Below are 22206 nucleotides of genomic sequence, written 5' to 3' on the forward strand. Positions count from 1 at the left end.
CCCCCCCCCCCCCCCCCCCCCCCCCCCCCCCCCCCCCCCCCGCGCCCCTCCCGTTGTGGGTGGGAAAAGACATGGCGCTGCGCGCCGTCAGTGGCGGCGGAAGAGGTCGGGGCGGCGCCAGAGGGTGAGGGATGTGGCCAGGAGGGCGGTGCCGAGGATGGCGGCTGCCCAGGGGAGCCAGGCCACGCCGGGGCCGTCGGTGGCGTCGGCGCTGGGGCCGGGGCCGAAGTAGGTCTTGCCGTAGCCGGCGGGGTAGGGCTGCTGGGGGCGGGGTTTGATGGCGGCGCCCGCCTTGATGGCGGCGGCGGGGTCGACCAGGCCGGCGCCCAGGTCGTTGTTGCGGCCGCCCTTGGGGGCGTCCTGCGCGGTGTCGGTGAGCAGCTGCTTGATCTGGGCGGGGCTCAGGTCGGGGTGCGCGGCGCGGACCAGGGCGACGGCGCCGGAGACGAAGGCCGCGGCGGCGCTGGTGCCCCAGCCCTCGTAGTACTTGCGGTCGGGGTTGGCGATGACCACGTCGTAGCCGGGTGCGCAGACGGTGGCGTACCAGCGGCGGGTGGAGAAGGGGGCGCGGTTGCCGACGCGGTCGACGGCGGTGGCGGCGATCACGCCGGGGTAGGCGGCCGGGTAGGAGACGGGGTCGCCCTCCTCGCCGCCGTTGCCCGCCGAGGCGATGACGGGGACGCCCTTGTTCAGGGCGTACTGGATGGCGGCGTCCTCGCGGGGCTCGGGGTGGGCGGACTCGCTGTCGTCGCCCAGCGAGAGGTTGATCACGTCGGCGCCGTGGTCGGCGGCCCAGCGGATGCCGTCGGCGAGCGCGCCGGCCCGTTCCGTACGGGACTGCCGGCGCTGCGGGTCGCCGTCCTCCAGGATCACCCGGACCGGCAGGATCTCGGCCTCGGGGGCCACGCCGAGAACGCCCTCGGTACGGCCGGAGCCGTGGCCGCGGCCCGCGATGATGCCGGACATCGCGGTGCCGTGCTCGGCCCAGTACTTCTGGCCGGGCTCGGCGCCGAAGCCGACCAGGTCCTTGGCGGGCAGGACCGCGCCCTTGAGGTCGGGGTGGTCCCCGTCCACGCCGGTGTCCAGGACGGCGACGGTGATGCCCGAGCCCTTGGTGGTCTTCCAGGCCTCCTGGGTGTTCATGGCGTCCAGCGCCCACTCCTGGGTGCGGATGCCGTCCGCCTGTGCGGGAAGAGCGGGCAGGACGGTCAGCGCGGCGGCGGCCAGGGCGAGCGCGGTGGCGCGCAGGACGCGTGCGGTCATGACGGTGCCTCCGTTGCCCCGGCGGCCCGGTCACGGAAGATCCGGGCGATCTGGTCGGCGACGCCCTTGGCGTCATGGCCCAGTCCCGAGCGGGCCGTTTCGGTGGTGGCGCCTTGCTTGGCCGCCGTCTCGGCGGGCTCGGGGGCGGTGATCTCGCGGCCGTCGGCGAAGCCGGAGACGGCGTAGAGGACGACGGGGATGTCGGTCAGCACGCTCACGCTCCAACTCGCGCGCTGAGCGGGGCCGAAGCCCTGGGCCACGGTGCCCTTGGCGGCGTACGGGCGGGGCATCAGGTCCCTGCGCGTGGCCAGCTTCTCCGTGGTGAAGCGCTTGCGCAGGTCCTTCATGCCGGTGGCGTCCGCCTTGGTGACGAGCGCTCCGGTGGTGATGAGGCTGGTGTGGGTGGCGTCCAGGTAGGTGGCGCGCAGCAGGCGGGTGCAGCCGACCGGGGAGAGCACCTTGGCCAGCAGCGGGTCGAAGGCGTCGGCGCAGCCGCTGTCGGGGGCGACGGCGATACGCGTCCAGCTGCGGTCCGCGCCCCCGGGCCCTGCGGCGGGGCCCTTGAGGGTGCGCGGGAAGAGCTCGTCGACGGGGACGCTGTGCCAGACCTGGCGGCCGCGCTCGAAGGTCGCCTCGGCGGCGGGCCGGTCGTCGGGGCCGTCGGTGAGCCAACTCCCGGCGGCGGCACCGCCGATGAGCCCGAGGCCGAGCACGAGGCAGGCCGCCACGGCGACGGTGCGGGGCGCGGGGCGGTGCGCGGGCGTGGCCCGCGGGGCGCCGGGGGCCGCGCTCTTCGGGGGGAGCGGTGTCCGTGGTCCTGGAGGGCCGGAGGGCTGGGGCGCGACCCACAGGGCCTCGCTGTTGGCGAGGTGGAAGGCGGCGGTGTCGCGGTAGGCGGCGGGCCGGCTCGTGGGCTGCGCCGGCGGTGGCGTCACGGGTGCGTGGGCGGGCGGCGGGGGTACGGGCAGGGGCGCCGGAGCAGGAGGTGGCGTCTGCGGGGGCGCGGGGACCGTGGGGGGCTGCGGCGGGGCGGGCGGGCGGGGCGGCACCGGCGGTTCGGCTGCCGCACTCCGCGGCGGCGCTTCGGCCGGGGGCTGGGGGACGGCGGGCGGCGGGCTCGCCGGGCGGTCCGGTACGGGGCGCAGCACCGCGGTGTGCGGGTCCTGTTCGGGGGCCGCCGCGGGACGGTGGGGCGGGGGCGGCGGTATGGGCGGAAGCCGACGCGCGTTGGCGAAGTCGGCCTCGGTGCTCACCCGCGCTCCCCCTCGCGCCGCTCCTGCCCACCCTCCCCGACAATCAGGGCAGGGCAGTTGATATCCGGACATCGCGCCGCTGACCTGCACCGGCGGCGTCCGCCACTCTAAGGGCTGGTGGCGCCGGGGCTCCAACCCGTGTCCGGTCTGTTGCGATCTCTCCCCTACCCCGGGGTAACGCCTTCTGGCAGGCTGCGCACATGCCGCAGCCGCTCTCGGATCCCTATGGCGACAAGGCCCGTTACGACCGGGCCACCGCGGGTCAGGACGCTCCGCTGGCCGCCGTCGACCTGGACGCCTTCGACGCCAACGCCGCCGATCTGGTGCGCAGGGCCCGCGGCAAGCCGATCCGGGTGGCGAGCAAGTCGGTGCGCTGCCGGGCGCTGCTGGAGCGGGTCCTGGCGCGGGACGGCTTCGCGGGGATCATGAGTTTCACCCTGGAGGAGTCGCTGTGGCTGGCGCGCTCGGGGTTCGACGACATCCTGCTGGCCTACCCCTCGGCGGACCGGGCGGGCTTCGCCGAACTGACCGCCGACGCCAAGCTCGCGGCCGCGGTGACGGTGATGGTGGACGACCCGGCGCAGCTGGACCTGATCGATGCGGTGCGGGCGGCCGGCGGCCAGGAGGTGCGGGTCTGCCTGGAACTGGACACCTCGCTCAGTGTGCTGGGCGGCCGGGTGCGGGTGGGCACCCGGCGTTCCCCGCTGCGCGCACCGGGCCAACTGGCCGATGTGGCGCGGTCGGTGGCCCGCCGCCCCGGCTTCCGGCTGGTGGGCGTGATGGCGTACGAGGGACATGTGGCGGGGGTGGGCGACGCGGTCGCCGGGCGGCCGGTGTTCTCCCGTACCGTCCGCGTGATGCAGGCGGCGGCGCGCAGGGAGCTGGCGCGGCGGCGCTGGGAGGCGGTGAGGGCCGTCCGGTCCCAGGCTCCTGACCTGGAGTTCGTCAACGGCGGGGGCACCGGCAGCGTGCAGCACACGGCCGCGGAGGCGGCGGTGACGGAGATCGCCGCCGGGTCGGGGCTGTACGTTCCCCGGCTGTTCGACAACTTCCGCTCCTTCAGCGGGCGCCCGGCCGCGCTCTTCGCGCAGCCCGTGGTGCGCCGGCCGGGGCCCGGTGTGGTGACCGTCCTGGGCGGCGGCTACCCCGCGTCCGGGGTGGCGGGCGGCGACCGGCTGCCGGTGCCGTACCTGCCCCAGGGCCTGCGGTACGACCCGCAGGAGGGGCCGGGAGAGGTGCAGACCCCGCTGCTGGGCCCCGCCGCCGACGCGCTGGCGATCGGCGACAAGGTGTGGTTCCGGCACGCCAAGGCCGGGGAGATGTGCGAGCGCTTCGAGACGCTGCATCTGATCGAGGGGGACCGGGTGACGGCCTCGGTGCCCACTTATCGGGGCGAGGGCCGCACCTTCCTGTGAGCGGCCGCCCGTGAGTGGCCGGGGGGCCGTACGCGCCGTACGGCCCGGTCGCGGTCCCGGCGCCGCGCGGCGATCCTGGCGGGGACGGCGGTCCCTGCGGCGGCGGGCGGCCCGCACAGCGAGGAGCGCCCCATGAGCGACTGGTTCGCGCGCACCGTGGTGGACACCGGGCGGCTGCGGCTGTTCTGCTTCCTGGTCGCGTTCATCGGCGCGTTCCTGTTCATCCGGTTCAGCGTCCGCATGATCAGGGCCCAGGTGAAGTGGTGGCCGGGCAATGTCAGCCCCGGCGGGCTGCACATCCACCATGTCGTCTTCGGGCTGGTCTTCATGATGGTCGGCGGGGTGGGCGGGCTGGCCGTGCAGAACGGCAGATCGCTGTGGGCCGCGCTGGCGGCGCTGCTGTTCGGCATCGGCGCGGCGCTGGTGCTGGACGAGTTCGCGCTGGTGCTCCACCTGGAGGACGTGTACTGGTCCGAGCGCGGGCGGCTGTCGGTGGACGCGGTGTTCCTGGCCGTGGCGCTGACCGCGCTGGCCCTGACCGGCATCCGGCCGCTGGGCATCGACGACGCCCTCACCAGCGGGGAGGACGACGCTCCCGCCGCGGTGGTCTGGGTGGTCGCGAGCGTCGTGGTCATCAACCTGGCCCTGGCGCTGGTGACGCTGGTCAAGGGCAAGATCTGGACCGGGCTGATCGGGCTGTTCGTGCCCACCCTCACGCTCTTCGGGGCGCTGCGGCTGGCCCGGCCCGGCTCGCCGTGGGCGCGCAAGCGCTACCCGCGGGGCTCGCGCAAACTGCGGGTGGCCGAGCGGCGGGAGCAGAAGTTCCGGGCGCCGCTGATGCGCGCGAAAGTGGCCTGCCAGGAGTTCCTGGCAGGCCGTTTCACATCAGGCGGCAAAGGCGGTCAGTGACGCCTCAGAACGCGCGGTCCAGCTGGTCGGGGATGACCGTGCCGTCGTTGCGGCGGACCGGGCCGGGCGCGCCGTCGGTGTTCACGTACCCCGTGGTGGAGCAGGCGTACGCGCCGGACTTGCGCGGCAGCGGGTCGATGAACATCGGGTTGGCGACCCAGCGGCCGTCGGCGTTGTCGTAGGCGCGGCACATCAGTTCGCTCTTGTTGCGGTTGATGGCCAGGTGCGCGCCGGTGGCGTCGCCCACGAAGGTGACGTCGGTGTCGGCGTCGCCCGCGCCCAGCGCGATGCGGTGCGCGGGGTCCTGCTGGCGCCAGGCCTCGGCGCCCTTGATCTTGAAGATCTCCTGGTTGATCCAGCAGCGCTTGCCCTCCATGTAGGGCAGCGCCTCGCCCGCGCCGTCCTTGACGCCGCCGCAGCCCTTGATGCCGGTGGTCAGCTTGCCGTGCCGGGTCATGCTGCGGATGCCGATGGTGTGCGCACGGTCCAGGCCGACGCCGCCGGACCAGGCCTCGGCGATCGGCTCGGAGGAGGCGGAGACGATGTAGACGTCGAAGCCGGCCGCCTTCAGCGTGCGGATCAGGTCCTTCTGCTGGTCGTAGTAGCGGACATAACCGGCGATCTTGTGGGTGCCGACGGTCTGGGTGGAGCCGATCGGCGCCTTGAGGACCTCGGCGCGCGCCTTCTTGGCGTACGAGGCGAGCTGGCCGGGGGTGCGGCCTGCGAACAGCTGGGGGACCCAGGCGTACTCGGGGACGGTACGGCGGTGGTTCCACTCGCCCGCGAAGGCCTCCTTGCCGCTCATGGTGCGGGCCTTGCCACGGATCTCCATGATCTCGTCGGCGCAGGCGGCGTTCTTGGAGGTGCGCAGCGGCTTGCCGACGGGCACGGAGGTGCCGCAGGCCTTGGTCAGGGCGCGGTCGGCGGCCGGGGTGAGCCAGGCGCTGGTGTGCTTCCAGCTGGCCGGGCGCAGGATCTTGTCGTTCTTCAGCGCCCAGGCCAGCGTGGCGTCGGTGATGTCGTTCTTGACGACGGTGTTGTCCCAGTCGAAGGCGGCGACGGGGCGGGGGCCGCTGTTGCCCGAACAGCTGCCGCGCTCGTCGATCATCTTCTGGAGTCTGGCGCGGTTGTCGCCGAACCACTTCAGGCTCTTGGACAGCCGCGGGCAGTTGGTGCGCTGCTCGGCCGGGGCGGGCGCGGCGGTGGCGGCGGGAACCGAGGTCGCCAGCGCGGCGGCGGCCAGCAGGCCGGTGACCAGGGTGCGCTTGGGGTGACGCATGCATCCTCCTTGATGCACAGGGGCAGGACGAGAACCGGAACCGGCACGAAAGCCGGTTCCGGTGCTGGTCATGGACCTTACAGAGGGGTTAAAGCGGAGTGACGTACGCCCCGGCGATACCGCCGTCGACCAGGAACTCGGCGGCGTTCACGAAGGAGGAGTCGTCGCTGGCGAGGAAGGCGACGGCGGAGGCGATCTCCTCGGGCTCGGCGAACCGGCCGACGGGGACGTGCACCAGGCGGCGCGCGGCCCGCTCGGGGTCCTTGGCGAACAGCTCCTTCAGCAGCGGGGTGTTGACCGGCCCCGGGCACAGGGCGTTGACGCGGATGCCCTCGCGGGCGAACTGGACGCCCAGTTCGCGGGACATGGCCAGCACGCCGCCCTTGGAGGCGGTGTAGCTGATCTGGGAGGTGGCGGCGCCCATCACGGCCACGAAGGAGGCGGTGTTGATGATGGAGCCGCGGCCCTGGCGCTGCATGTAGGGCAGCGCGGCCTTGCAGCACAGGTAGACGGAGGTGAGATTGACCTCCTGGACCTTCTTCCAGGCATCCAGGCCGGTGGTGAGGATGGAGTCGTCCTCGGGCGGTGAGATTCCGGCGTTGTTGAAGGCGATGTCCACCGAGCCGTAGGTGTCGTACGCGGTCTTGAAGAGCGCCTCGACCTGGGTGGGGTCGGTGACGTCGACCTGGACGAAGAGCCCGCCGACCTCTTCGGCCGCGGCCTTGCCCGCCGTGGCGTCGATGTCCGCGCACACCACGCGGGCGCCCTCGGAGGCCAGGCGGCGGGCGGTGGCCAGGCCGATGCCGCTGCCGGCTCCGGTGATCACTGCGGTACGGCCGACGAGGCGGCGGCAGACGGGGGCGTCGGCGGTCTCGGTCACTTGCTCTCCTCGGTGCTGATGAAGACGTTCTTGGTCTCGGTGAAGGCGGACAGTGCGTCGGGGCCCAGCTCGCGGCCGAGGCCGGACTGCTTGAACCCGCCGAAGGGGGTCCAATAGCGCACGCTGCTGTGGGAGTTGACGGACAGGTTGCCCGCCGCGACGGCGCGCGAGACGCGCAGGGCGCGGCCCACGTCCCGGGTCCAGACGGAGCCGGAGAGGCCGTAGTCGGTGGCGTTGGCCAGGCGTACGGCCTCGGCCTCGTCCTCGAAGGGGAGGGCGACGGCGACGGGGCCGAAGATCTCCTCGACGGCCGTGCGGTCGGTGGGCGAGCCCTCCAGGACGGTGGCCGGGTACCAGAAGCCCTTGCCCGCCGGGACCTCGCCGCGGATGGCGGCGGGGGCGTCCTCGCGGACGTAGGAGCGTACGCGCTCCCGCTGGGCGGCCGAGATCAGCGGCCCCATCTGGGTCGCGGGGTCGGTGGGGTCGCCGGCGGTGAAGGACTGCACGGCCGGTTCCAGCAGCTCCATGAAGCGGTCGTAGACCGAACGCTGGACCAGGATGCGGCTGCGGGCGCAGCAGTCCTGTCCGGCGTTGTCCAGGAAGGAGCCGGGTGCGGCGGCGGCCGCGGCCTCGATGTCGGCGTCGGCGAAGACGATGTTGGGGCTCTTGCCGCCGAGTTCGAGGGTGAGCCGCTTGGTCTGCGCGGCGCACTGGGCGGCGATGCGCCGGCCGACGGCGGTGGAGCCGGTGAAGACGACCTTGGCGACGCCGGGGTGCTCGACCAGGGCGCTGCCGGTCACCGGGCCTTCTCCGGGCAGGACTTGGAAGAGGTGCTCGGGCAGCCCCGCCTCCAGGGCGTAGCGGGCCAGCTGCAGCGCGGCCAGCGGGGTGGCCTCGGCGGGCTTGAGCAGGACGGCGTTGCCCGCGGCGAGCGCGGGGGCGCTGCCCCAGGCGGCGATCGGCAGCGGGAAGTTCCAGGGGGCGATGACGGCGACGACGCCGAGGGGCTCCTGGAAGGTGACGTTCAGGCCGCCCGCGACCGGGATCTGAGTGCCCGTCAGGCGTTCCACTCCCCCGGCGGCGTAGTTGAGGAGGTCGGCGACATTGCCCGCCTCCCACTCGGCGCTGCCCCTGGGGTGACCGGCTTCCTCGACGGTCAGGCGGGCCAGCTCCGGGACGTTCGCGCCGACCACCTCGGCGAAGCGGCGCAGCAGGCGGGCGCGGTCGCCGGGCGGCAGCGCGGCCCACTTCTCCTGTGCCGGGGCGGCCCGCCGCACGGCGGCGTCCACCTGCTCGAGGGTGGTGACGGGGACGGTGGCCAGGAGTTCCTCGGTCGCCGGGTTGATGATGCTCAGCTCTTGCAACACGTCGCTTGCGTTCCTCACATGCGCTCGAAGGAGCGGAACCGCTCCCAGTCCGTGACGGCGGTGTCGTAGGCCTCCTGCTCGACGCGGGCCATGTGCAGATAGTGCTCGACGACCTCGTCGCCGAAGGCCTCGCGGGCGATCGGGCTCGCCCCCCACAGGCCGGCGGCCTCGCGCAGGGTGGCGGGCACGTGTGCGGCGTCCCCCGCGTAGGCGTTGCCGGTACAGGCCTCGGGGAGCTCCAGCTCGTGCTCGATGCCGTACAGCCCGGCGGCGACCATGGCGGCGACGGCGAGATAGGGGTTCACATCGCCGCCGGGCAGCCGGTTCTCGAAGCGGTGGGAGTGGCCGTGGCCGATGACCCGCAGCGCGCAGGTGCGGTTGTCCGGGCCCCAGGCGACGGCGGTGGGGGCGAAGGAGCCGGGCCGGAAGCGCTTGTAGGAGTTGATGTTGGGGGCGTACAGGAGCGTGAAGTCGCGCAGCGCGGCGAGCTGTCCGGCCAGGAAGTGCCGCATGGTGGAGGACATGCCGTACGGGCCCGCCTCGTCCGCGAGCACCGGCTGCCCGGCCTCGTCGCGCAGCGAGAGGTGGATGTGGCAGGAGTTGCCCTCGCGCTCGTCGTACTTCGCCATGAAGGTGAGCGCCATGCCCTCCTGCGCGGCGATCTCCTTGGCGCCGGTCTTGTAGACGGCGTGCTGGTCGCAGGTGGTCAGCGCCTCGTCGTAACGGAAGGCGATCTCGTGCTGGCCGAGGTTGCACTCGCCCTTGGCGGACTCCACCGTCATGCCGGCCGCGCCCATCTCGTTGCGGATGCGGCGCAGCAGCGGTTCGACGCGGCCGGTGCCCAGCACCGAGTAGTCGCTGTTGTACTGGTTGGCCGGGGTCATGCCGCGGTAGCCGCGGTTCCAGGCGTCCTCGTAGGTGTCCTTGAAGACGATGAACTCCAGCTCCGTGCCCGCCTGCGCGCTCCAGGCGCGCCCCGTGCGCTCCAGCCCGGCCTGGGCCAGGCGCTCCAGCTGGCGGCGCAGGATCTGGCGCGGGGAGGCCGGGACCGGGGAGCCGTCGTGCCAGGCGAGGTCGGCGGTCATCAGGGCGGTGCCCGCGTTCCAGGGGGTACGGCGCAAGGTGGCGCGGTCGCCGCGCAGGGCGAAGTCGCCGTAGCCGCGCTCCCAGGAGGACATGGCGTAGCCCTCGACGGTGTTGACGTCGACGTCCACGGCCAGGAGGTAGTTGCAGCCCTCGGTGCCGTGCTCCAGGACCTCGTCGAGGAAGAACCGGGCGGCGAACCGCTTGCCTGTGAGCCTGCCTTGCATGTCGGTGAAGGCGAGGACGACAGTGTCGATCTCCCCGGAGTCGACGAGCCGTCTCAGCTCCTCGACGGAGAGCGGGGGCGTGCGGTCAGCCACGGTTTTGCCTCCTTGCGCTGCATCCGGAGGTCATAAGGTAGGCCCACGAACCTTTAATTGGGAAGGGGTTTCATGAACGGTGCGGCGGACCGGCTGGCGCCCGTACTGCGTCCCGTACGGGCGGGCAACGGCTTCGAGGAGGCGCTGGAGCAGATACTGCAGATCGTCCGGCTCGGCCTGGTACCGCAGGGCGAACGGCTGCCCGCGGAACGGGAGTTGGCCGAGCGGCTGCAGATCAGCCGGGTGACCCTGCGCGAGGTGCTCAAGGTGCTCCAGGACCAGGGGCTGGTGGAGAGCCGGCGCGGGCGCTACGGCGGCACGTTCGTGCGCGTACGGACGAAGAGCGCCGGAGAGGACGAACTGCGGCGGCGCATCGAGACGGTGGACGTGGAGGACACCCTGCGCTTCCGCGAGGTGCTGGAGGTGGGAGCGGCCGGGCTGTGCGCCGCACACGGCCTGGACGCGGCGGGCGCCGAGCGGCTGCGCCAGGCGCTGGCCGCCACGCACGACGCGCCGCTGGAGGACTACCGCCGCCGCGACACTCTCTTGCACCTCACCCTCGCCGAACTGTCCGGCTCGGCCACCCTCGCCGCCCAGTACGCCGCCGTCCGCGCCACCGTCAACGACCTGCTGGACTGCATCCCGCTGCTGGTGCGCAACCTGGAGCACTCCCAGACCCAGCACACCGCGCTGGTGGAGGCGGTGCTGGAGCAGGACGCGGACGGGGCGCGCGAGGTGATGCGCGAGCACTGCTGCGGTACGGCGGCGCTGCTGCGCGGGTTCCTGGCGGGCCCGTCGGCGTAACCGGCGTTTTACGCACGGGTCTTGCGCTGGACACAGTGGGCGCACAAAGGTGTGGCGCTAAACCTTTACCCCCACGGAGGCAGGAGCGGCTGATGGCCGACGGCAGTGATCTTCCCACCGCCCCACCCAGCGATTCCCCCACCGCCCCACCGGCCGCGCCCAAGGGCGGCGCGACGCCCGAGGACGCCTACCTCCAGCGGCGCGCGCTGCGCCGCGGCAGCGCGGGCCCCCTCCTGCTCACCGGCCTGGGCGTGGCCTATGTCGTCTCCGGCGACTTCTCCGGCTGGAACAACGGGCTGGCCCACGGCGGCTTCGGCGGCCTGGCGATCGCCGCCGTCCTGATGGGCCTGATGTACACCTGCCTGGTCTTCGCGCTGGCCGAGCTGGCCTCCGTCCTGCCCACGGCGGGCGGCGGTTACGGCTTCGCGCGGCGCGCGCTGGGCACCTGGGGCGGCTTTCTGACCGGCACCGCCATCCTGATCGAGTACGTCCTGGCACCGGCCGCCATCTCCCTGTTCATCGGCGACTACGTCCAGCCCCTGGGCCTGTTCGGGCTCACCTCCAGCTGGCCCGTCTACCTGGCGTGCTTCGTCGTCTTCATCGGCATCCACCTGTGGGGCGTGGGCGAGGCGCTGCGCTTCAGCCTGGTGGTCACCGCCGTCGCGGTCGCCGCGATCCTCGTCTTCGCCATCGGCGCGCTCACCGACTTCCACGTCGGCGGCCTCAACGACATCCCGGTGGACCGGGGCGCGTTCGGCGCCAACTCCTGGCTGCCGTTCGGAATCCTGGGCATCTGGGCGGCCTTCCCCTTCGCCATGTGGTTCTTCCTGGGCGTGGAGGGCGTACCGCTCGCGGCCGAGGAGACCAAGGACCCGGCCCGTACGCTCCCCCGGGCCATGGCCGCCGCGATGGGCATCCTGCTGCTGCTCGCGCTGGTCACCTTCGTGGCCGCGACCGGGGCCAGGGGCTCGGCCGCCCTCCAGTCCGTCGGCGACCCGCTGGTCCAGGCGCTGCAGCCGGGCGGAAGGCCGACCGCCGTCTCCCGCATCGTCAACTACGCGGGCCTGGCAGGGCTCGTGGCCTCCTTCTTCTCCCTCATCTTCGCCGGCTCCCGGCAGCTCTTCGCGCTCTCCCGGGCCGGCTATCTGCCCCGCTTCCTGTCCCTGACCAGCCGCCGCAAGGCCCCCTACCTGGGCCTGCTGGTGCCCGGCGGGCTCGGCTTCGCGCTGGCGGCGGCGACCGGCGACGGCGCCCGGCTGCTCAACGTCGCGGTCTTCGGCGCCACCATCTCCTACGCCCTCATGGCGCTCTCGCACATCGTGCTGCGCCGCCGCGAACCGGAGCTGGCCCGCCCCTACCGCACCCCCGGCGGCGCCCTGACCTCCGGTGTCGCCTTCGTCCTGGCCTGCGCGGCGCTGGTGGCGACCTTCCTGGTCGACCGGGAGGCGGCCGTCATCGCGCTCGGCGTCTACGCCGTGGCCGTGGCCTACTTCGCCTTCTACTCCCGCCACCGCCTGGTGGCCGCCGCGCCCGAGGAGGAGTTCGCGGCGCTGGCGGCCGCGGAGGCGGAGCTGGAACGCAACTGACTCCACTGACCGCAACAACCGCACCGACCGCAGGAGACCTCGTTGCCCCAGCCGCCCCACTCCGCGCCCATGCCCCTCATCGGCATCAGCACCTACCTCCCGGACGAGGTCCGGTGGGGGGTGTGGGCGATGCCCGCCGCCGTGCTCCCGGCCGGCTACCACCGGCTCGTCCAGCGCTGCGGCGGGCTCGCCGCGCTGCTGCCGCCCGACGCCCCCGAGCTCGCCGCCGCGGCCGTCGCCCGGCTGGACGGGCTGGTGATCGCGGGCGGCCCGGACGTCGAGCCCGTACGGTACGAGGCCCGGCCGCACCCCCGCACCGGCCCGCCGGACCGCCCGCGCGACGCCTGGGAACTGGCCCTGATCGAGGCGGCCCTTGAGCGCGGACTGCCGCTGCTGGGCATCTGCCGCGGGCTGCAACTGCTCAACGTGACCCTCGGCGGCACCCTCGACCAGCACATCGAGGGGCATGCGGGCCCCGAAGGGGTCTTCGAGGACCACAAGGTCACCGCCGTGCCGGGCACGCTGCTGGGCGGTCTGCTGCCCGAGCCCGTGTCCGTACCGACCTACCACCACCAGGCGGTCGGGCGGCTGGGCCGCGGCCTGCTGCCGAGCGCCCACGCGGACGACGGCACGATCGAGGCGCTGGAGCTCCCCGAGGCCGCAGGGTTCACGCTCGCCGTGCAGTGGCATCCGGAGGCCGGAAGTGACACACGTGTGATGGAGGCCCTTCTCGCCGCGGCACATGACTGGTCAACTTGCCGTCAGCAGTTGTGAATTCATCGAGGGATGCTCGGGAGCCGCTGGAGGGCGGCGGCCGGGCCGCCCCTCGGCCACCGCCGTACCCCGGCCCGTTGTGAGGAGTCTCCTTGACCGCCCCGAAGTCACCCAAGCGCCTCATGGAGATCGTCGCCGGGGCCTGGGCCTCCCGAGCACTGGCCGAGGCGACCCGCATGGACCTCTTCTCCCGGATCTCCGAGCGGCCGGGCGCCACGGTCGCCGAGACGGCCGGCCACCTCGGCATCGCCGAGCGCCCCGCCGAACAACTGCTCACCGCCTGCGCCGCGCTCGGCCTGCTGGAGCGCCGCGGCGACGGCTACGCCAACACCCCCGAGGCCGAGGAGTACTTGGTGCGCGGCCGCCCGGACTACTTCGGCGACGCCGTACTCGGCATGGACCGCCGCACCGCCGGCTGGGCGCGCCTGGAGGAGGCACTGCGCACCGACTCCCCCACCAACTTCGACTCCCGCGCCAAGGAGACGATGTTCGACCCGGCGGACGCGGCGCTGCGCAAGCACTACTGGAAGAGCATGTACGCGCTGTCCGCCACCAGCGCCCGCGCGCTGGCGGGCGCGTACGACTTCGGCGGGGTGCGGCGGCTGCTGGACGTGGGCGGCGGTGAGGCCGCGTACGACATCGAACTGTGCCGCTCCTACGGGCAGTTGGCGGCCACCGTCTTCGACCTGCCCTTCGTGTGCGAGCTGACCCGCGAGCGGGTGGCGGACGAGGGCCTGAGCGACCGGATCACGGCGGTGCCCGGCGACTTCCTGCAGGACGCGGCGCTGCCCGGCGGACACGACGCCGTGCTGCTCTCCCAGATCCTGCACGACTGGGACGAGCCCACGAACCGCATGATCCTGGACAAGTGCTTCGCCGCCCTCCCCTCCGGCGGCCTGATCGTCATCAGCGAACTCCTCGTCGACGACTCCAAGGACGGCCCCCTGCTGCCCGCGCTGATGGGCCTGCACATGCTGGTGAGCACCTGGGGCCGCAACTACACGGCGCAGGAGTACGGGTCGTGGCTGACCGACGCCGGTTTCACCGAAGTGCACACCGTGCGCTTCGAGGGCCCCGGGGCGGACGGGGCGGTCATCGCCGTGAAGCCGTAACACATCACCGGGCGCCCCCAGAGGGGCGCGGGGAACTGTGCGCCCGGCCACGACGCCCCCGCAGACGGCACTCCCCGCCTCAACTCGCCGTCGGTGCCCCGCAACCCGTGCCACGCGTCAGCCCCAGGAGATGGCGGGCCGGCCCCGCCGGCCGCTGCCCCGCGGGCCACACAGCGCGCAGGTCGCGGGTGAGAGCGATGCCCGGCACCGGAATTTCGACCAGGCGGCGAGCGGCCAGCTCCTCGCCGATGGCCAGCTCGCTCAGGACCGAGGGCCCCGCGCCGCTCACCGCCGCGGCCTTCACCGCGGTCGTGGAGGCCAGTTCGAGCAGCGGCGGCGCCAGCCCGCCGCAGCGGGCCAGGGCCGCGTCCAGGACCTGGCGCGTACCGGAGCCGCGCTCGCGCAGGATCAGCGGGGTGGCGGCCAGCTCAGCGGCGCCCAGCGGCCGGCCGCGCCTGGCCCAGGGGTGCGCGGGCGCCGCGACGACGACCAGCCGGTCGTGCCCGACGACCGCGCCGTCCAGCCCGGCCGGTACGTCCAGCCCCTCGACGAAGCCGAGGTCGGCCTCGCCCGCCAGCAGGCGTTCGGCCACCGCTGCGGAGTTGCCCGCCAGCAGCGAGACCGCGGTCCCGGGAAGCTGGGCGCGCAGCGCGATCAGCCAGCCGGGCAGCAGGTATTCGGCGATCGTCATGCTGGCGGCGACCCGCAGCCGGGAGTCGCGGCGCCCGCGCAGCGCCTGCGCGCCCGCGTCGAAGGCCTCCGCCGCCTCCACGATCCGCCGCGCCCAGTCAGTGACCAGCGCCCCCGCGTCCGTGAGGCGGGAGCCGCGCGGCGAGCGCTCGACCAGCCCGACGCCTAGCCGGCGCTCCATGGAGCGGATACGGCTGCTGGCGGCGGGCTGGGTGATGCCCATCTCGCGGGCGGCCCGGCCCAGGCTGCCGAGCCGGGCGACGGCCAGCAGGAGCTCCAGCGCGCCGAGGTCGGGGACCCGGTGCGCGAGCGGGGCGGGGTTCGCGCCACCGGGGGCCGAGGGCTCCGCGTGCGCCGGGCCCGTACCGGCCCGCCCGCTCCCGTACACCCGTTCCGGCCCGGCCGCTCCCCGATCCCGCTCACCACTCATAAAGCCAGCTTATGCCCTCATAGACAGGCCCTCCCTGGTGGGGGCGGCGAACCGGAGCCAGGCTTGTCACATGGCTTCACTCGCGCACGCGCCGTCCCCCACCGTCACTCCCTCGCCCTCGCCCGCGGCCCGGCTCGGCTCGGTCCGGTACCTCGGACCCAACTGGTACGCCGCCGTCATGGGCACCGCGATCGTCGCCAACGCCGGAGCCACGCTGCCGCTGGACTTCCCGGGGCTGCGCAGCGCGTACCAGGCCGTGTGGGCGCTGTCCGTCCTGATGCTGCTGACACTGCTGACCGCCCGCGGCGCGCACTGGCTGCGCCACCCCGACCAGGCCCGCGGCCACCTCCTGGACCCGATGGTGGCGCCCTTCTACGGCTGTCTGTCGATGGCGCTGCTGGCGGTCGGCGGCGGCACGCTGGCCGTCGGCTCGGACGTGATCGGCGAGCGGGCCGCGGTCGTCGCCGACTCGGCGCTGTGGATCGCGGGCACCCTGGTGGGCCTGGCCGCCGCCGCGGCGATCCCGTACCTGATGGTGACCCGGCACCGCATCGAGCCGGGCAGTGCCTCCCCGGTGTGGATCCTGCCGCTGGTCGCCCCGATGGTCTCGGCCGCGCTCGGCCCCGCGCTGGTGCCGCACCTGCCGGCCGGACAGTGGCAGGAGGCGCTGCTGCTCGGCTGCTACGCGCTGTTCGGGATGTCGCTGCTGGCCACGCTCGTGATGCTGCCGGTCGTGCTGGGCCGGCTCATCCACCACGGACCGCTGCCGCTCGCGCTGACTCCGACGCTGATGCTGGTGCTGGGCCCGCTCGGCCAGTCCACGACCGCGGTGAACAATCTCGCCGATGTCGCGCCGGGCGCGGTGGCGGACCCCTACGCGGGCGCGATGGGCGCCTTCGCTGTGCTCTACGGGGTGCCGGTGATGGGCTTCGCGCTGCTGTGGTTCGCGCTGGCCGGGGCGATGGTGGTGCGCGCCTTCCGCCGCGGCATGCGGTTCACCATGACCTGGTGGGGCTTCACCTTCCCCGTCGGCACCTGCGTCACCGGCGCCGCGGGCCTGGCCCGGCACACCGGGCTGGCCGCCTTCACCTGGCTTGCGGTGGCGCTGTTCGCCCTCCTGGTGGCCGCCTGGCTGTTCGCGGGGGCGCGTACGGCGCTGGGCCTGGCCCGCGGCACGCTCCTGGCCCCGCCGGCCAAGGCCGCACCGGCCCCCGCTCCCGCTCCCGCCGCAGCCGTCTGACCCGCGCTTCAGCCCACCGCCCCCGCCAGGCTCTGTGCCAATACGGCGGGGGCTTCGGCCAATGAGGGCCCGTACCAGGTCAGATGGCGCCCGCTGACCAGCGCGGCGGGCAGCGCGGGAAAGGCCTCCGGGCCGTCCTGCGCGGTGAAGCGGTACGGCTCATCGGGCAGCACGACCAGGTCGGCGCCGCAGGCGTTCAACTCCTGGACGGGCACGGGCGGATAGCGCTCGGCGTGCCCCGCGTACACATTGGTCACGCCCAGGCGCGCGAGCAGATCACCGGCGAAGGTGTCCCGGCCCAGCACCATCCACGGCCGCCGCCAGATGGGCACCACCGCCCGGAGCGGCCCGCCGGGCACCTGGGGCACCTCCCGCCAGGCGGCCTCGGCCCGCTCCAGCCACTCGGGGCGCCGCAGCCCGCAGCCGCGCACCAGCACCCGCTCCAACTCCCGCAGCGCCTGCGGCAGATCGCGCACTTCGGTGACCATCACCTCCAGCCCCGCGGCGCGCAGCGCGGCCAGGTCCGCCGGGCGGTTCTCCTCCTCGTTGGCGATGACGAGGTCGGGCGCGAGGGCGGCGATACGGGCCGTGTCGGGGTTCTTGGTGCCGCCCAGGCGCGGCACGTCCAGGTCCGCGGGGTGGCTGCACCACTCGGTGGCGCCGGCCAGCAGGCCGGGTTCGGTGACCGCGACGGCCTCGGTCAGGGACGGTACGAGCGACACCACGCGCCGCGTGGGAGTGCGAGCGGTCATCGCACCACCGTACGCGCGCCGGCGACACCACCGCAGCTTGACATTCATCCGCCGCTCTGTTCACGGCAGTTGAGCGCGGATGGGGGGATACGCCCGCACCGCGAAGAACAAGCCCCTGAGCCCCTTCCGTCTTCCTCCCGGCGCGGGATAGATGTGGAGGCACCCTCCCAACACACCCCACAGGGCCCGCCCGCAGCGCGGTGCGCACCCCGGAAGGAGCTCCCCCATGGACACCCGTGACAGCCAGGGCCGCGCCGCAGGATCGGACGGCGGCTGGTTCGTGGACGACCGCTGCACGAACTGCGATGTCGCACGGCAGCTCGCCCCGGGGCTGATCGGCGAGGCCGACGGGCGCTCGGTGTTCGTGCGCCCGCCGGAGGGCGAGGCGGACCTGCGGGCGCTGCACGCCGCCGCGTACGCCTGCCACACCCGCTCCATCCGCCACCCCTCCCGCAGGCTGGACCCGGCCCTGGACCCGTACCCGATGGCCCTGGACGAGGCGGGCCGGGTGCTGCTGTGCGGGCACAACTCCTCCCGCACCGCCGCCGCCAACTCCTATCTGCTGCGCCGCCCTTCGGGCACCTCGATGATGATCGACACCCCGCGCTTCAGCGCCGAACTGGCCGACCGCTACGAGGCGCTGGGCTCTGTCACCGACGTTCTGCTCACCCACCGCGACCATGTCGCCCACGGCCGCCGCTACGCCGACCGCTTCGGCGCCCGGCTGTGGATCCACGAGGGCGACCTGGACTCCGTACCGGACGCCGACCAGGTGCTGCGCGGCACCGACCCCGTCGAGATCGCCGACGGCGTGGTCGCCCACCCTCTGCCCGGCCACACCGAGGGCAGCGTCCTGTTCCTGGCCGACGACCTCTACTGCTTCAGCGGCGACAGCCTGTACTGGTCGCGCACCACCGCCGACATCGAGGTCGCCGAGAGCGTGACCTGGTACTCCATCACCGAACTGGCCGCCTCCCTGGCCCGTACGTCCCACCGGCTCACCTTCGAGTGGCTGCTGCCCGGCCACGGCGACCGCCGCCACCTGCCCGCCGCCGAGATGTACGAGCGCCTGCAGAACCTGACGCGCCGGGTCCAGGACCTTCAGCCCCGCCCCGTCGACTTCACCGCGCACCGCTGGTAGTGCCGCGGCGCCCGACCCGTATGCGAAAAGGGCCCTGCCCCCGGTACGGAACCGGGGGCAGGGCCCTTGGGGCCAGGCGGCTACGGCCTCACTTGACCGGCGCCATCTTGTCGACGATGCCGGGGTGCGCGTCCACCCACTGCTCGACGCCCTTGTCCTCGTTGCCCTTGCCCGCGTTCTGGATGGCCTGCTCCAGGCTTCCGAGCTCCTCCGGCGTCATCTTCCAGTTCTTCAGCCAGCCGTGGAACTCCGGGAACTTGTCCGGGAAGCTCTTGTGGCCCAGCGTCTTGATCTGGTTGTTGGCGCCCCAGGTGCCCTTGGGGTCGGCCAGCTTGGTCATCTTGTACTTGTTGTACGCCCAGTGCGGCGACCACAGGACGACCGCGACGGGCTCCTTCTTGGCGTAGGCGCGCTCCAGCTCGGCGAGCATGGAGGAGGTGCCGGCCTCGGTGACCTCGAAGTCCTCAAGGCCGTAGGCGGGCAGCACCTCGTCCTTGAGGCGCTTCATCTGGCCGGTGCCCGGCTCAATACCGATGATCTTGCCCTTGAACTCGTCCTTGTGCTCGCGCAGATCGTCCAGGGACTTCACGTCCTTGACGTAGTCGGGGACGGAGATCTCCAGCGAGGTCTTGTCGTACCAGGCCCCGACGTCCACGAGGTCCTTCTTGTACGTGTCCCAGTACTGCTTCTGCGCGACCGGCAGCCAGCCGTCCAGCTCCACATCGAGCTGGCCGGTGGACAGGCCGGTGAACAGCGGACCGACGTCCAGGTTGCGGACCTTGGGCGTGTAGCCGCGCTTCTCCAGGACGTTCTTCCACAGGTAGGTGGTGGCGATGCCCTCGTCCCACGCCGGGTAGCCGATCATCGGCGACTTGCCGGCGTCCCGGCCCTTGGCGTACGTACCGCCGCCGGTCGGCGCGATCTTGTCGACCAGGCCGGGGTGCTGCTTGAGCCAGGCGCGCACACCGTCCTGCTCGTTGCCCTCGCCGGCCTGGTGCAGCTCGTTCTCCAGGCTGGTGAGCTGCTTCTCGTCCAGCTTGAAGTTCTTCATCCAGGCCGCGACCTCGGGCTCGTCCTTGGCGAAGCCCTTGCGGCCCAGCAGGTGCAGACCGTCACCGGAGCCGAAGGCGCCCTGGGGGTCCTTCAGCTTGGTCAGGTCGTACTTGTCGTAGGCCCAGTGCGGGGACCACAGGGTGACCGCGATGGGCTTCTTGGCGCGGTAGGCGCGGTCCAGCTCGGCGAGCATGGAGGAGGTGGAGGCCTCCACCAGCTGGTACTCGCCCTGAAGCCCGTACTCCTTCTGGACCTTCTCCTTGTAGATCTTCATCTCGCCGGCGCCCGGCTCGATGCCGTAGATCTTGCCGCCGAAGGTCGAGCCCTTGCCCTTGAGGTCCTCCAGGGACTTCACGTCCTTGACGTAGGAGGGGACCGCGATCTCCAGCGAGGTCTTGTCGTACCAGGTGCCCAGGTCCTCGAGCTTGTCCTGGTACTTCTTCCAGTACTGCTCGTGGGTGGTGGGCAGCCAGGCGTTGGTCTGCACGTCGATGTCGCCGCGGGCCTGGCCGGTGAAGAGCGCGCCCGCCTCCAGGGGCTTGGCGGTGGGCTTGTAGCCGCGCTGCTCCAGGATCTCCTTCCACAGGTACGTGGTGGCCTTGCCCTCGTCCCAGTTGACGTAACCGAGGCTGATGGCGCGGCCGTTGCCGCCGCCCTTGGCCGCGTCCTCGGAGTCCTTGCCGAAGACGTTCAGGCCGCCGGCGACCAGCGCCAGCACGACCACGCCGACCATCGCCACGGAGGTAGCCGGGCGCCAGCGCAGGAACTTCGCCCCGCCCAGCGCCGCCTGCGCCTTGGCCAGCGCTCGCCGGCCCAGCGGGGAGACCCGCTGGTTCAGGGCGCCGGTCATCCGGTCCAGGTACATGGCCAGGATGACGACCGCGAGGCCCGCCTCGAAGCCGAGGGCGACATTGACGGAGCTGATCGCGTTGTAGACGGACTGGCCCAGACCGCCGCCGCCGACCATGCCGGCGATGACGACCATGGACAGCGCGAGCATGATGACCTGGTTGATGCCCGCCATGATCGTGGGCAGCGCCAGCGGCAGCTGGACGCGGAAGAGGGTGCGGCGCGGGTGCGTACCGAACGCCTCGGCGGCCTCGACCAGTTCACCGTCGACCTGCCGGATGCCCAGCTCGGTCATGCGCACCGCGGGCGGCATGGAGAAGACGATGGTGGCGACCATGCCGGGCACCACGCCGACGCCGAAGAAGAGGATGCCGGGGATGAGGTAGACCATCGCGGGCATCGTCTGCATCAGGTCCAGCACCGGGCGCAGCACCGAGCTGACCACACGGCTGCGCGCGGCCCAGATGCCCAGCGGCACCGCGACCACGACCGTGATCAGGCAGGCGACCAGTACCAGGGACAGCGACTGCATGGTCGTGTCCCACTGCTGGATGGAGTCGATCAGCGCGAAGCCGACGAAGGTGAGCAGGGCGGCGGGCAGGCCGCGCAGCCACCAGGCGATCACCGCGAAGATGCCGGCCAGCAGCAGCGGCTCGGGGGCGTTCAGAACGGCGAGGATGCCGTCGTAGACCCCGGTCAGGACCGTGGTGATGAAGTCGAAGAGCCAGGCGAGGTTGTCCCGCAGCCAGTCGACGGCGGAGCTGGCCCACGAGCCGAGTTGGATCCTAGGCACCAGCGCTCACCTTGCCCTTGGCCTCGGCGGCCGAAGCTGCGGGCTCGTCCTGGACGGCGGGCTCCTCGGTCTCCTTGGCGGGCTCGCCGAGCACGGCCAGCAGCCGGGCGCGCGGCACGGCGCCGATCAGCTTGCCGTCCTGGCCGGTCACGGCGACCGCGACACCGCTGGTCGAGCAGGGGGTGAACAGCTCGATGAGGGGGGTGTCCTCGGTGACGGTGGCGGGCGCGGCGGCCAGCAGGTCGGCCTCGGTGCGTATCTCCCGGCCGCCGGCGTCCTTGCCGCCCAGCACGTCCTGGACGTCCGACATGATCGCGCCGGCGGTCAGCACCCGGGCGCGGTCCACGTCCTGGGTGAAGGAGGCGACATAGTCGTTCGCCGGGGTGACCAGGATGTCCTCGGCGCTGCCGATCTGCACGACCCGGCCGTCGCGCATGACGGCGATCCGGTCGCCCAGGCGCATGGCCTCGTTCAGGTCGTGGGTGATGAAGACGATGGTCTTCTTCAGGGTCTTCTGCAGCTCCAGCAGCTGGTCCTGCATGTCGCGCCGGATCAGCGGGTCCAGGGCGCTGAAGGACTCGTCCATCAGCAGCAGGTCGGCGTCGGTGGCCAGCGCGCGGGCCAGGCCCACCCGCTGCTGCATACCGCCGGACAGCTCGTCGGGCCAGGACTTCTCCCAGCCCTTCAGGCCCGCCAGCTCCAGGGCCTCGGTGGCCCGCTTCAGGCGCTCGGCGCGCGGGACGCCCTGGACCTCCAGGCCGTAGGCGGCGTTCTCCAGCACGCTGCGGTGCGGGAAGAGCGCGAAGTGCTGGAAGACCATGGAGATCTTCTCGGAACGGACCTTGCGCAGCTCGGCGGGGGTGAGCGAGGTGAGGTCCTGGCCGTCGAACCGGACGCTTCCGGAGGTCGGCTCCAGCAGCCCGTTGAGCATGCGCAGCAGCGTGGACTTACCGGATCCGGACAGACCCATCACGACGAAGATCTGACCCTCGCCGACCTCGATCGACGCGTCGATCACCGCGGCGGTCGTGCCTTCGGCGCGCAGCTCGTCCCGGGTCGCCCCGTCCTCGAGCCGTCGCACCGCGTCCTGGGGTCGTCTGCCGAACACCTTGTACAAGTGCTCGGCTTGCAGCCTGGACACATACACCTCTCTTGTTGCACTGAAAACGACCCGCCTCCCCCGCCGGCAGGTCGTGAAGCGGTGCGGTTTCGG

At 72.8% G+C, this 22206-nt stretch carries 18 protein-coding genes; 8 read left to right on the forward strand and 10 right to left on the reverse strand.

Features of this window, described 5'->3' with window-relative positions; genetic code table 11:
- Nucleotides 1-87: 87 nt before the first annotated feature.
- Entirely contained in the window at nt 88-1263 is a 1176-nt protein-coding gene (mycP, locus tag AC4IJH_RS35315) for a type VII secretion-associated serine protease mycosin (protein WP_490856057.1), read from the reverse strand.
- Entirely contained in the window at nt 1260-2516 is a 1257-nt protein-coding gene (locus AC4IJH_RS35320; RefSeq protein ID WP_490856058.1) for a hypothetical protein, read from the reverse strand. Before AC4IJH_RS35320 ends, mycP begins: the two co-directional genes overlap by 4 nt.
- A 200-nt stretch (nt 2517-2716) precedes the next feature.
- Between AC4IJH_RS35320 and AC4IJH_RS35325 the strand changes: the two genes are divergently transcribed.
- Together AC4IJH_RS35325 and AC4IJH_RS35330 are read left to right on the forward strand one after the other, a co-directional pair.
- Nucleotides 2717-3931, forward strand: coding sequence for an amino acid deaminase/aldolase (locus tag AC4IJH_RS35325; RefSeq protein WP_490856059.1), 1215 nt, complete (start codon nt 2717-2719; stop codon nt 3929-3931).
- Between the two features lie 132 nt (nt 3932-4063).
- Complete coding sequence (locus tag AC4IJH_RS35330) at nt 4064-4840, forward strand: hypothetical protein (RefSeq protein ID WP_490856060.1); 777 nt, start codon at nt 4064-4066, stop codon at nt 4838-4840.
- 4 nt (nt 4841-4844) lie between these two features.
- On the opposite strand, the gene AC4IJH_RS35335 is transcribed toward AC4IJH_RS35330, so the two are convergent.
- The 4 genes from AC4IJH_RS35335 to AC4IJH_RS35350 form a co-directional block, all read right to left on the reverse strand.
- Nucleotides 4845-6119, reverse strand: a complete 1275-nt coding sequence (locus tag AC4IJH_RS35335) for an HAD family hydrolase (protein WP_490856061.1) — start codon at nt 6117-6119, stop codon at nt 4845-4847.
- Between the two features lie 88 nt (nt 6120-6207).
- On the reverse strand, nt 6208-6999 hold the full coding sequence (locus AC4IJH_RS35340) for a 3-oxoacyl-ACP reductase (protein ID WP_490856062.1): 792 nt from the start codon (nt 6997-6999) through the stop codon (nt 6208-6210).
- Nucleotides 6996-8366: an aldehyde dehydrogenase family protein gene (locus AC4IJH_RS35345; RefSeq protein WP_490856063.1), complete on the reverse strand. Its 1371-nt coding sequence runs from the start codon at nt 8364-8366 to the stop codon at nt 6996-6998. Before AC4IJH_RS35345 ends, AC4IJH_RS35340 begins: the two co-directional genes overlap by 4 nt.
- A 14-nt stretch (nt 8367-8380) precedes the next feature.
- On the reverse strand, nt 8381-9769 hold the full coding sequence (locus AC4IJH_RS35350) for a glutamine synthetase family protein (protein ID WP_490856064.1): 1389 nt from the start codon (nt 9767-9769) through the stop codon (nt 8381-8383).
- Nucleotides 9770-9841: 72 nt separating this feature from the next.
- Here AC4IJH_RS35350 and AC4IJH_RS35355 point away from each other — a divergent pair, with 72 nt between their 5' ends.
- From AC4IJH_RS35355 to AC4IJH_RS35370, 4 genes are all read left to right on the forward strand, one after another.
- Nucleotides 9842-10573, forward strand: a complete 732-nt coding sequence (locus AC4IJH_RS35355) for a FadR/GntR family transcriptional regulator (RefSeq protein ID WP_490856065.1) — start codon at nt 9842-9844, stop codon at nt 10571-10573.
- A gap of 92 nt (nt 10574-10665) precedes the next feature.
- Nucleotides 10666-12159, forward strand: a complete 1494-nt coding sequence (eat, locus tag AC4IJH_RS35360) for an ethanolamine permease (protein WP_490856066.1) — start codon at nt 10666-10668, stop codon at nt 12157-12159.
- Nucleotides 12160-12228: 69 nt separating this feature from the next.
- Nucleotides 12229-12933, forward strand: a complete 705-nt coding sequence (locus AC4IJH_RS35365) for a gamma-glutamyl-gamma-aminobutyrate hydrolase family protein (protein ID WP_490856090.1) — start codon at nt 12229-12231, stop codon at nt 12931-12933.
- 92 nt (nt 12934-13025) lie between these two features.
- Complete coding sequence (locus tag AC4IJH_RS35370) at nt 13026-14045, forward strand: methyltransferase (protein ID WP_490856067.1); 1020 nt, start codon at nt 13026-13028, stop codon at nt 14043-14045.
- A gap of 79 nt (nt 14046-14124) precedes the next feature.
- On the opposite strand, the gene AC4IJH_RS35375 is transcribed toward AC4IJH_RS35370, so the two are convergent.
- Nucleotides 14125-15165 carry a LysR family transcriptional regulator gene (locus AC4IJH_RS35375; protein ID WP_490856068.1) on the reverse strand — a complete coding sequence of 347 codons (1041 nt, stop codon included), beginning with the start codon at nt 15163-15165 and terminating at the stop codon, nt 14125-14127.
- 70 nt (nt 15166-15235) lie between these two features.
- Here AC4IJH_RS35375 and AC4IJH_RS35380 point away from each other — a divergent pair, with 70 nt between their 5' ends.
- Nucleotides 15236-16405, forward strand: a complete 1170-nt coding sequence (locus AC4IJH_RS35380) for a TDT family transporter (RefSeq protein ID WP_490856069.1) — start codon at nt 15236-15238, stop codon at nt 16403-16405.
- Nucleotides 16406-16413: 8 nt separating this feature from the next.
- On the opposite strand, the gene AC4IJH_RS35385 is transcribed toward AC4IJH_RS35380, so the two are convergent.
- Complete coding sequence (locus AC4IJH_RS35385; protein WP_490856070.1) at nt 16414-17157, reverse strand: helical backbone metal receptor; 744 nt, start codon at nt 17155-17157, stop codon at nt 16414-16416.
- A 226-nt stretch (nt 17158-17383) separates the two neighbouring features.
- Here AC4IJH_RS35385 and AC4IJH_RS35390 point away from each other — a divergent pair, with 226 nt between their 5' ends.
- Nucleotides 17384-18298: an MBL fold metallo-hydrolase gene (locus AC4IJH_RS35390; RefSeq protein ID WP_490856071.1), complete on the forward strand. Its 915-nt coding sequence runs from the start codon at nt 17384-17386 to the stop codon at nt 18296-18298.
- A gap of 88 nt (nt 18299-18386) precedes the next feature.
- Here AC4IJH_RS35390 and AC4IJH_RS35395 read toward each other — a convergent pair whose 3' ends face one another.
- Both AC4IJH_RS35395 and AC4IJH_RS35400 read right to left on the reverse strand, forming a co-directional pair.
- Nucleotides 18387-20993: an ABC transporter permease/substrate binding protein gene (locus tag AC4IJH_RS35395; RefSeq protein WP_490856072.1), complete on the reverse strand. Its 2607-nt coding sequence runs from the start codon at nt 20991-20993 to the stop codon at nt 18387-18389.
- Nucleotides 20986-22134 carry a quaternary amine ABC transporter ATP-binding protein gene (locus tag AC4IJH_RS35400; protein ID WP_490856073.1) on the reverse strand — a complete coding sequence of 383 codons (1149 nt, stop codon included), beginning with the start codon at nt 22132-22134 and terminating at the stop codon, nt 20986-20988. Before AC4IJH_RS35400 ends, AC4IJH_RS35395 begins: the two co-directional genes overlap by 8 nt.
- Nucleotides 22135-22206 lie beyond the last annotated feature (72 nt).

Source organism: Streptomyces sp. UF-297, assembly GCF_058245575.1.